Source organism: Saprospira grandis DSM 2844, assembly GCF_000275825.1.
Lineage (GTDB): Bacteria > Bacteroidota > Bacteroidia > Chitinophagales > Saprospiraceae > Saprospira > Saprospira grandis_A.
In genome coordinates, this window is sequence record NZ_JH719942.1 from 2561466 (window position 1) to 2565593 (window position 4128).

Consider the following 4128-nt stretch of genomic DNA (forward strand, 5'->3'; position numbering starts at 1 on the left):
AAGTGGTATTGCTTCGCAATCTTTTATTGAAAGAGCAAAGCCCCAAACAGAAGTTTGGGGCTTTGAATAGCTGATTTTTATTTTTTATGGAGTGGAATTTCTTTAATCAACTGATCGGCATTATTGGATAAGACCTGTTTAACAAATATTCCTCCATTTGGATACACAAAGTTGCCAATAGGATCAAGCAGTAACCATTGTACTTCTACGCTATTTCCTTTCTTTACCGTTTGTAAAGTCCCCTTAACAAGTTTGAAAAACCCTTTTTGTATTCCATCTGTCTTTGTATTAGCTACAGAGGCATTTATACTAACATTTCCTGAACTATAATTTGTAGTAGATTTTTCTGTAGCATATTCATCTGTAAGAGAATAGTCGCCTCCAAGTATGCCATCAAGACCAAAGTTTGCAGCGCCTGTTCGCCCAATGTTATGTGTGGAACCTTTTGTTTTACTACTCCCTATTTCAACCCCAGCCTCTGCAGCTATACTTTCAGTTTTCTGATCCGCAGCTATTTTGTAGCTAATCTCTGCAGAAAATTCGTGATAAGCAGTACCATCAGCTTCCACAACTAGCGGAGCATTAAAACTGGCTTTGATTTCATAGTCAGGCCCCTTTTTTTGACTAACATTCATGCTTAGAGCTGTGGCTTTTGCCGCATACTGCCCGTTGTTTTTATTCAACTGAAATTTGATAGTAAGCGAGAGGGTACTATCATTAGAGAGTAGAATATTTTGAGTTAAGCTATCTTCTGTATGGCTAGGCGCCCATTGCACTACTGCTTGTTGACAGCTTTTTATGGCCTCTTTTATATTGTCCTCCTGAAAATTATGAGCGAGAATTAGTGCTAAGTCTGCAGCTAGTGTTGCATTAGCCCCATTTTTTAGCTGCTCTTCTATATAGCTGATTAGCCCATTTTTTTCTCTATGGAAAAAAGTATTGCCTATAGCCTTTTTATAAGGCCGTATAAGATCGCGGGCTAAAATTATATTTCTACCCTTGAGGCTTGCTTTGAGTTGTTTAAGCTCTGCCTCTAAGGCTGGAGCAAAAGCAGCCATTGCGGCTTCTTTTTTGAAATAGGCGATTAATTTTTCAGTTAAACAATCTAGCTTATAGACGCTATTGTCAGTTGCAAAAACATTAGACTGCCTTACCCAATCTAAGTAAATATCATAGCAGTTAAATTTTGCTCTTGCACCATCTATTTCTGCAAGAAGAGCTAGAATTTTGTGAAGGTTGGGTAGCACTACTTTAGTGTGATTTTCATACCATGCTTCAGGATGCGCAATTAAAAAGGTAGCTGTTTTATCGATGATCTTAATCATATTATTGGATACATCTTCATTGCTTAGCTGTCCTTTAGGAAGGAGTTTACGGCTGTAATCAAAAATTAGCTGAACGACTTTGGGATCATCAACTTTATCCCATTCTTTTATTTCTTCTAATACATAGATAGCGTTAATTTTTAGATCGCGGTATTTTTCTAGCGTATCTAAGACCATTAGCTCATAAATAGTTTTTATGCTTTGGGTTTTCCAGTTTTCAACTTTTGAAGTCCATTTCTCTATGGCCATTTCTTTCTCTCTTTCCAACTCCTTTCTCATCTCCTCCAGCTCCTTTCTCGTCTCCTCCAATTCTTTTTCCTTCTCCTTCAACTCCTCCTCCGTCAAAAAGTCATCTTTGGCCAGGGCTTGGTCCAAAATGCTTTCTAGTTGGTTAGGGGAAAGGACATAAGGGGCAATGGTAGACTCAATAAAGCGCGATTTAGCTCTATACTTCTTAATCTTTTCTACCGCATCATAACGCTCAAAAATTTGGGCCAATTCTTCTAAGAATATACTGGGCGGCTTGTTGTCCGCCTGCTCTACTAAAGCCTTAATATCTGCCGCAATCAGACGGCAAACTTTGAGCTTTTTACCTTCCTTGAATTTAATGTATAAATGATTTAAAGCAGTAGTTTTTGCCCACTGGTCATTTTTTATATTACTCTTCAGATTTCTTGCTTTACCTGCTAGCTCTAGAGTATTTTGAGCAAACTCTAATAAAAAATCAGTTTTGGGTATATCCTCTTCCTTAAGGGCCAAAAATAGCTGCTCCAAATTGGCCTTATCTGTTTTGAGCTGCGGCTTAAAGGCCTTTAGGCCCGCTTTGGTCTTGAGTAAAGCCGCCTTCAGGCTTGGGCGATCGGGATCCTCTGCAGGAAGCTCCTGATAAAGTGAATATAGTTCTTGATATTGGGCCAAGGTTTCTTTATAAAGGGCTGTATCTTCTTCATACTGCTGCTGCTTTGCCAAAAAAAGTTCTCGCTGCTTCATCTGTAATAGATTTAGATGTCCAAAAAATAAACTGGATAAGAGAAAAATGGCTAATGCTTTCATCGTTTTGCTTTTGTGTTTACATAAAGGTAGTAACTTTAATATGTAAACGCAAAATAAGTTTCGGTTTATTTTGGGGCTGCCCCGCCCTTTGGGCGGGTCGGGCCATTTACTTCGTCGAACTGGCGCCCCTTTGGGGCTGGTTGTCGCAGCTCGCAGGTCTGCTCGGCCCTGCGGCGGCAAAGCCGCCTTGGTCTGCCGCCTGCGGCGGCCCTGCTACAGCCCCTCAGCCGCGGGCCTTCGGCCCTTTTTACTGTAGGTTGAAACCTACAGCCAGATGTGGTATTGCTTCGCAATGATATATGAATGAGGGTTGAAACCCTCATGGATTGAACAAAAGCTGGAGGGATTGGCCGCAAAAGAACAAAGCCCCAAACGGAAGTTTGGGGCTTTGAATAGCTAGTTTTTATTTTTTCGGAAGGAGATTTAGTGTAAGCTCTTTTTTATTAAAGCTCGTTTTTACCTCCTTAATAAATGGATCATTTTTAATGCTTGGAGAGATTAAATGCTCTGTTATTTTTATGTTGTAGCTTTCCGTCTTTTGCTCAGAGCTGTTAGCAGTGATTTTTCCTTTTATAATGAAGTCAAAGGTCTTCGAATTAGCCGAAGTTGCTCGGCTGGCACTGAGGTTAACACTCAAAAATGTCGCAGCACTTGCGCCTACATCAATGTTGATATCAGTAGGTTTTTCAGTTACGTTCAATTTAACTGTTAAAATGAAAGAGCCATCAGTTTTTCCTTCATAAGTTGATCCTGTGATAGCTGCCTCATGGTAAGGACTCGTCGTGTTACTCAAACTAGTAATTTGATCAATCCCTTTATCCCCTACAAAAACAGGGAAGAGTCGTTTTTGATCTAAGCTGTCATGCTGAAAGCGGAATTTTAAGCTTAAGGTATCAGTACCAGCTTTTTGCTGGTAGAAAGTTTCAAGATTTTTCTTTATGAGCTTTAATGCTTTCTTATGAGAAAAAGGGTTTACATTGTCGGCGAAGTCTTTACCCTTTTTTATAAACTTTTTTACATAATCATCCCAAAGTGAACTTTCTTTAGCGGCCTTTTTTATCTCCTCTTCAATTTTCTCTTCAGGCTGAGTCATCATTTTTTCTATCGTACTGACCAATTCTGCAACTTGGCTGTCAACTTTAGGATAAGTAATAAGCCAGCTAACATGAAATTGATTTTCAGCAAGAAGAAGGATGGGATCCTTTTCTTTCTTCGGCAGAGGAATAGGCTGGAAAATAGCCTCTAGCTTAGTACTATCTGCTAGAGCATGAATGCCCGCTTTTTCTAAGGCCTGAACTGCAGCTTGATGCTGCTCCAAGTTGTTAATGCCTTTGTGTATCACTAGTTCTAATAAGAAGGCCTGCCAACTGCTAGCCACCTCTGAATAACTTAGTTTTTCCCCTTCTACTAAAGTCTCCTTAAAGGTTTGCTGAAAGAGCGTCTCCAATTCTGGAAAGTCCGATATCTTCAGGTTGTTTAGGGCGTTTCGCTCCAAGGTTTTTCTAGAAAAATAGCGATACTTGTATTTGGCCAACTTATTAGAAAAAAGATCTCTATACTCCTCGCTCCATGCTTGTATGATTTTTTGAAGAGGACTAGGCTTAACTGTTGCTAAAACTATAACGGAGACAAATTTATCATCAAAAGAAGTCCAACCTTGGATACTTCTTTTAGGAAATTTATTAGCTATTAAGCCTTCTAATGCACTGTAATTAGTAATGGCATCGCCTAATGCAGTGTATATTTGGCT

1 protein-coding gene and 1 pseudogene are annotated in these 4128 nt (G+C 39.5%); both read right to left on the minus strand.

The window, feature by feature from the left end; all coding sequences use genetic code 11:
- Positions 1–77 precede the first annotated feature (77 nt).
- Positions 78–2378 (minus strand): hypothetical protein, encoded by a 2301-nt coding sequence (locus tag SAPGRDRAFT_RS11840; RefSeq protein WP_002659474.1) that lies wholly within the window; start codon positions 2376–2378, stop codon positions 78–80.
- A 403-nt stretch (positions 2379–2781) separates the two neighbouring features.
- Positions 2782–4128 (minus strand): annotated as a pseudogene (locus tag SAPGRDRAFT_RS23280) (hypothetical protein); the annotation flags it as partial.